The organism is Alteromonas sp. ALT199, assembly GCF_018619335.1.
Taxonomy (GTDB): Bacteria; Pseudomonadota; Gammaproteobacteria; order Enterobacterales; family Alteromonadaceae; genus Alteromonas.
Genome location: NZ_JAHHDX010000128.1, coordinates 1 through 4,988 on the forward strand (window position 1 = coordinate 1; position 4,988 = coordinate 4,988).

Annotated in this window: 7 protein-coding genes; all 7 read left to right on the forward strand. The window is 41.6% G+C overall.

Annotation, left to right across the window (positions count from 1 at the left end; all coding sequences use genetic code 11):
- Window positions 1–529 precede the first annotated feature (529 nt).
- The 7 genes from KL866_RS14275 to KL866_RS14305 all read left to right on the forward strand — a co-directional run bounded on the left by KL866_RS14275 (window position 530) and on the right by KL866_RS14305 (window position 4,872).
- Window positions 530–862: a hypothetical protein gene (locus KL866_RS14275; protein ID WP_214995614.1), complete on the forward strand. Its 333-nt coding sequence runs from the start codon at window positions 530–532 to the stop codon at window positions 860–862.
- A 123-nt stretch (window positions 863–985) separates the two neighbouring features.
- Complete coding sequence (locus KL866_RS14280; RefSeq protein ID WP_214995615.1) at window positions 986–1,348, forward strand: hypothetical protein; 363 nt, start codon at window positions 986–988, stop codon at window positions 1,346–1,348.
- Between the two features lie 116 nt (window positions 1,349–1,464).
- Window positions 1,465–1,884, forward strand: coding sequence for a hypothetical protein (locus tag KL866_RS14285; RefSeq protein WP_214995617.1), 420 nt, complete (start codon window positions 1,465–1,467; stop codon window positions 1,882–1,884).
- Window positions 1,885–2,443: 559 nt separating this feature from the next.
- Window positions 2,444–2,728 carry a hypothetical protein gene (locus tag KL866_RS14290; RefSeq protein ID WP_171042080.1) on the forward strand — a complete coding sequence of 95 codons (285 nt, stop codon included), beginning with the start codon at window positions 2,444–2,446 and terminating at the stop codon, window positions 2,726–2,728.
- Window positions 2,729–2,857: 129 nt separating this feature from the next.
- On the forward strand, window positions 2,858–3,400 hold the full coding sequence (locus KL866_RS14295; protein WP_251140075.1) for a hypothetical protein: 543 nt from the start codon (window positions 2,858–2,860) through the stop codon (window positions 3,398–3,400).
- 160 nt (window positions 3,401–3,560) lie between these two features.
- Entirely contained in the window at window positions 3,561–4,217 is a 657-nt protein-coding gene (locus KL866_RS14300; protein WP_214995621.1) for a hypothetical protein, read from the forward strand.
- Between the two features lie 235 nt (window positions 4,218–4,452).
- Window positions 4,453–4,872 (forward strand): DUF6326 family protein, encoded by a 420-nt coding sequence (locus KL866_RS14305; protein ID WP_214995623.1) that lies wholly within the window; start codon window positions 4,453–4,455, stop codon window positions 4,870–4,872.
- Window positions 4,873–4,988: the final 116 nt, after the last annotated feature.

Genomic DNA, 4,988 nt, shown 5'->3' on the forward strand with positions numbered 1-4,988 from the left:
CGTTATTGAAAAGTTAGAAGACGCCAGCCTAAACCTCGTTTGACTCAATACAAATCCCAATGCAACTACCCTCACCTGCTTTCACCAGCATCGCTCTGGCTTTTGGTGGTTTTAACTTCGCCGCATTAACTTCGAAGGTCGCGCAATAGGCGCTTTACCGCCAAGTTATTGTTCTAGGCCAGCAAGCGCCATTGCATTTGGTAATTCATAGAGCAGCTTGCTTCAGCTAAATCACCTACATCACTGCACTGGCATTTTGCTTGTTTGCTTTAGCAATCAATCGTATGCTGGCTTTATTAGTTTTTAATAAGGCCAAAGGAATAGGCTCTGCTTCTAACAAAGCGCTGAAGTCACTCCCTTCGGTCGTTCGGACGCATTTACGCGGGGCGGCTTCGCCATTATGCCCCACGCAACTGCGCCGCTTAGCTTAAAGTTATGTACCAGTAAAACTATGAATGACGACCAAAAAATCAAGATCGCTGAACTTAAACAGCTTAGGGCTATTGAGCACTTTAAGTCAGTAATATCAATGGCTGAATTAGCACTTAAGAGTGCAATATTAATAAACGGTGGGGCATCTGTTGCGCTGTTAACATTTATCGGTAACATTAAATCTGGTGATAAGAACTTTCTTGTTTATTCACTTTGTTCTTTTGCATTCGGAGTTTTGTTTGGCGCAATAGGAACATTTCTCGCTTATCTTGCTCAAAACCATTTCATGGAACAGATAAACGCACAAATTAAATCTCAAGATGATGAAAAACATAAATTTGTCGCAATCGGTTCTTGTGGTCTTTCATATTTAGCGTTCTTTATCGGCATTATTTTAGCCTCGAATGGGCTTATGGGTATAAGTACATAACAAACCACTGTAGCCGCTCGCAGGCTCGCTGGGACACAAACACGGCGGCTGTGTCACTTCGTTCCGATTATAGCCGCCGCGTTTGTGCCCCTAAGTGGGGTGTTAGCTACCAAGGAGGTCTTTGTGGCAATAGATAGAGATGCATGGATTTTTGGTTTAGCTGTTGCGGCTATAGCTGTTTTATTTAGTTTTGCTTCACTCGCTAAACAAGGAAGTATTGCTGCTTACTTTTTAGTGTTTTTCATGTGTGGTATTCCTGCTGGTGTTGGCTTCTTTATTGGACAGCGCTCACACAAACAATCCTTAAAAATTCAGCACATTTTGCTTACTGCTTTTATTACGTATTTCATTACCGACAATAGTGTAAAGCTTATCGGCCTCACTCAAGAGTACTGGTATGTTACTTTAGCCGTATTGTTTGTATTATCAGGGCTTGTTAGTTGGCGTTCACCAAAAATGTTTAACAAAGCCGCAGCTAACAAATAACTGTTGCCGCTCACTGCGTTCGCTGGGACACAAACACGTAGGCTCCCGTCGCTCCGCTCCTTATTTTAGCCTACGTATTTGTGCCCCAAAGTTGGGTGTTATGCATCAGGATAAACATGCAAAATAAACTCTTTTTTGTCGCTTTAATATTAGTAGCCGTTTTTTCGTTCTTAGCAGGTAAACATTTTACACATTCAAAAAAGAGTTCAGAATACATAGATGCGTTAGTTACGACTGTCAATTTGTCTTCAGATCGTTGGAATGAAATCAAGCTTCTTACTGTTTTATATGAGGCCTCATTACAGGACAAGGAAACGACTAAGTTTCAATATGTTCTTGCAGTGTCGCTCATGTTTCGTGACGATATTCGGCTGAGAGATATCTATAAAAATGACTATGGTTTAAATACCGGAACTTACAGTACCAATAACGCCGTCATTGAGTCTTTGAAAAAACATGGATTTGCAGAATGCGCTAATCTAGAAGGAGCAGATTTAGTCCACTGCAACTTGGATGTTTTAGAGAATGATGCATAACAACTCAATAAACTCTCTCACTTCGTTCGCTGGGACGCATACACGCAGGGCGGCTTCGCCATTATGCCCTACGTGCCTGCTCCCGTTATTGAAAAGTTAGAAGGCGTCAGCCTAAACCTCGTTTGGCTTTATAAAAATCCTAGTTCAACTACCCTCACCTGTTTCTACTAGCATCGCTCTGGCTTTAGGTGGTTTTAACTTCGCCGCATTAACTTCAAAGGTTGCGCAATAGGCGCTTTACCGCCAAGTTCTTATTTTCAGTCAGCAAGCGCCATTGCGTTTGTCAGCTCAAAGGGCGGCTTGCTTCAGTCAAATCAAAAACATCACCGCGCTGTCGTTTTACTTGTTTGTGTTAATAATCAATCGTATGCTGACTTTATTAGTTTTTAAAAATGCCAAGGGAACAGGCTCTGCTTCTAACAAAGCGCTCAAGTTCACTCCCTTCGGTCGCTGGGACGCTAACACGCGGGCTGACTCACTTCGTTCGGATTTTAGCCCACGCGCTAGCGCCCCTTAGCTTAAAGTTATGTGTCACAGTAAATTGAGGAAGGAAAGTTGAATGAGCAACAAAAAAGCTTCATTTCCAATTGAATCTACGGAGCTTGAAGGCATAGGAACAGTATCAAGCGGTAAATTGGTATCTCACGCAATCTTTGGCAATGGAGAAATCAAAGAAATAGCTAAATGGGAAACTGGCGAAATAACCGTTAATGTAGTCTTCGATAAATGTGGTTCAAAATGGCTAGTTCCTGAATTTGCAAAACTCAAAGAACAGCAACCAACACAAACATCCAAACACAAAGTTAGTATTTTTAAGAGGTTGTTTGGGCGCAATGACACATAACAAAAAAATCAAGTCACTCACTTCGTTCGCTGGGACGCATACATGCGGGGCGGCTTCGCCATTATGCCCCACATGTATGCGCCCCTTATTTAAAAGTTAGCTGCCAGCATGGAGGCCATAGAGGCTACTTTGGAAAAATACGTAAACAAAAGTTCGTTAGATAAAACAAATTTCATTCATTTTGTTCTCATTTTAGCCATCGTTTTATTTTTAAGCTTTGTAGTTTTCGACATCAAAAGGCATGACGAACGCTCTTTTGTATTTTATTTATTATTCTTCATTTGGATTGCCTATGGAGCGGGTAGTAACAAGATAAGTTCTTCTGAATTTCGCAAATCAACCGACTACACGCCCGCCGCAGCATTTTCCGGAATTTGTCTATGTTGGTGGGTCGCGCTAACAGATTATTTCTTAGTCTTGGACCAAACATCACGGTTTTCTGGTTTTTTCTTAGCCTTTTCTCTTTTATTAACTTTTGGCTTAATGCTGGACTTCATTCATTTTTTTAGTGATAAAGTAGAGAAACCAATTACACCACAATACGTCATTCGTATTGGACAAGTCGTTTTGCTTGCAACCTTAGGTGCGTCGTCTTATTTTCTTATAAATGGAACTTGGGACTATCACATTGGCGACCCGTTTGAATTTTTGTCACGTGTAATGCAGGGTTAATAGGTGCTTGGCAGCTAACAAAACACTAAAGGCACTCGCTTCGATCGCTGGGACGCTAACACATGGGCTGCGTCACTTCGTTCCTAATTTTAGCCCATGTGTTATCGCCCCTTAGTGGGGTGTTATGTCCTAAAGCATAAATAAACATCGGAGGTTTTATTTGCTAGCGTTTTTGCACATTTTAACTGGAACAATCGCACTCATCAGCGGAGCGCTAAGTTTTTCTGTAACAAAAGGCAGTAACTTACATAAGAAGTTCGGACTGGCGTTTGTTGTTTCGATGGTAGTAATGGCTATTTCAGGTTCGTTATTAGCATTTTTAAACGCCGAAAAGCTGAATATGGTCGCTGGTTTAGTAACTCTTTATCTTGTCGTTACGGCATATCTAACCGTTCACACTTATAAAGTTAATCTAACTATTATTAATTCAGCATTTATGACTTTGGGTTTTGTTGTCGGCTTTTATGCGATTTATACGGGAATAACTTCTTTAATTAGCGGCGTAACCTCGATTGATGGTAACCCTATCCAAGTTATCATTGTTTTTGGCTCAATATCAGTTCTGGCAGCAGCTCTTGATATCCGAGCAATAAAAAAACGTCGACTCAGCCGAAAGCAACAGTTAATTCGACATGTTTGGCGCATAGGCACAGCCATGTTTATTGCCACTGCTTCATTTTTTCTTGGGCAGTCACAGGCTATTCCGGAGCCTATGAGAAATACTGTTACTCTTGCTGGCCCGGTTCTGTTAGTTTTAGGCGTAACAGCATTTTGGCTTTTTCGTGTTAGCATTTGGGGTTTAAAGCGGCGGACATAACAAGCAAATAATGCCGCGCGGGGCGCACTGGGACAAAAATACAGCGCCGCTTCGCGATTGTAGCGCTGTGTTTTTGCCCCATATTTGGATGTTATGCGGGGCTTACACTTGTATAAACCCAAAGTCATTTGGCTGGGTTTATCCTCAATTGTAACAAGGTATTTGTATTGTCTTGAAATAACTCCTTTTTTGTTTTCTATTTGCATGTGTTGAAGTCATACTTTTAGGAAATTATATGTTCGAATGGAATGGCGATAGAAAACAGCTTCTATCAGTGTTATGGATTTTTCTCTCAGTTAACTATATCTACTGCGACATATTTTCTCTTCACCACGCAGAGACGCTCAAAGGGTTTATTGCCGGCGAAATCGGAGGTATGAAGCTTACGGAAGAGTTTTTGCTTTCCTTTGCGTTTATCATGCAAATCCCCATGGCAATGATAGTTTTGTCACGGGTTTTGGTGTTTCGTATTAACAAGTATCTCAATATTGTTGCAGCTTTAATAACTGGCTCAATACAAAGCTACACCCTTTATATGGGCGGCACCCTTCACTATGTGTTTTTTAGTATTATAGAAATAAGTACCGCTATACTCATACTTTATCTAGCGGTCACGTGGCGCGAAGCGGATGCAGTTAAGAACCGCACCGCATAACAAAAAAATCAAGTTCGCCCGCTGCGCGGGCTGGGACGCATACACGCAGGGCGGCTTCGCCATTATGCCCTGCGCGCCTGCGCCCCTTATTTAAAAGTTATATTGCAAAGGTAATT

Coding starts and splice junctions, on each gene's coding strand:
- KL866_RS14275 (WP_214995614.1), top strand. CDS start 530: ATGGCTGAATTAGCACTTAAGAGTGCAATATTAATAAACGGTGGGGCA.
- KL866_RS14285 (WP_214995617.1), top strand. CDS start 1,465: ATGCAAAATAAACTCTTTTTTGTCGCTTTAATATTAGTAGCCGTTTTT.
- KL866_RS14290 (WP_171042080.1), top strand. CDS start 2,444: ATGAGCAACAAAAAAGCTTCATTTCCAATTGAATCTACGGAGCTTGAA.
- KL866_RS14305 (WP_214995623.1), top strand. CDS start 4,453: ATGTTCGAATGGAATGGCGATAGAAAACAGCTTCTATCAGTGTTATGG.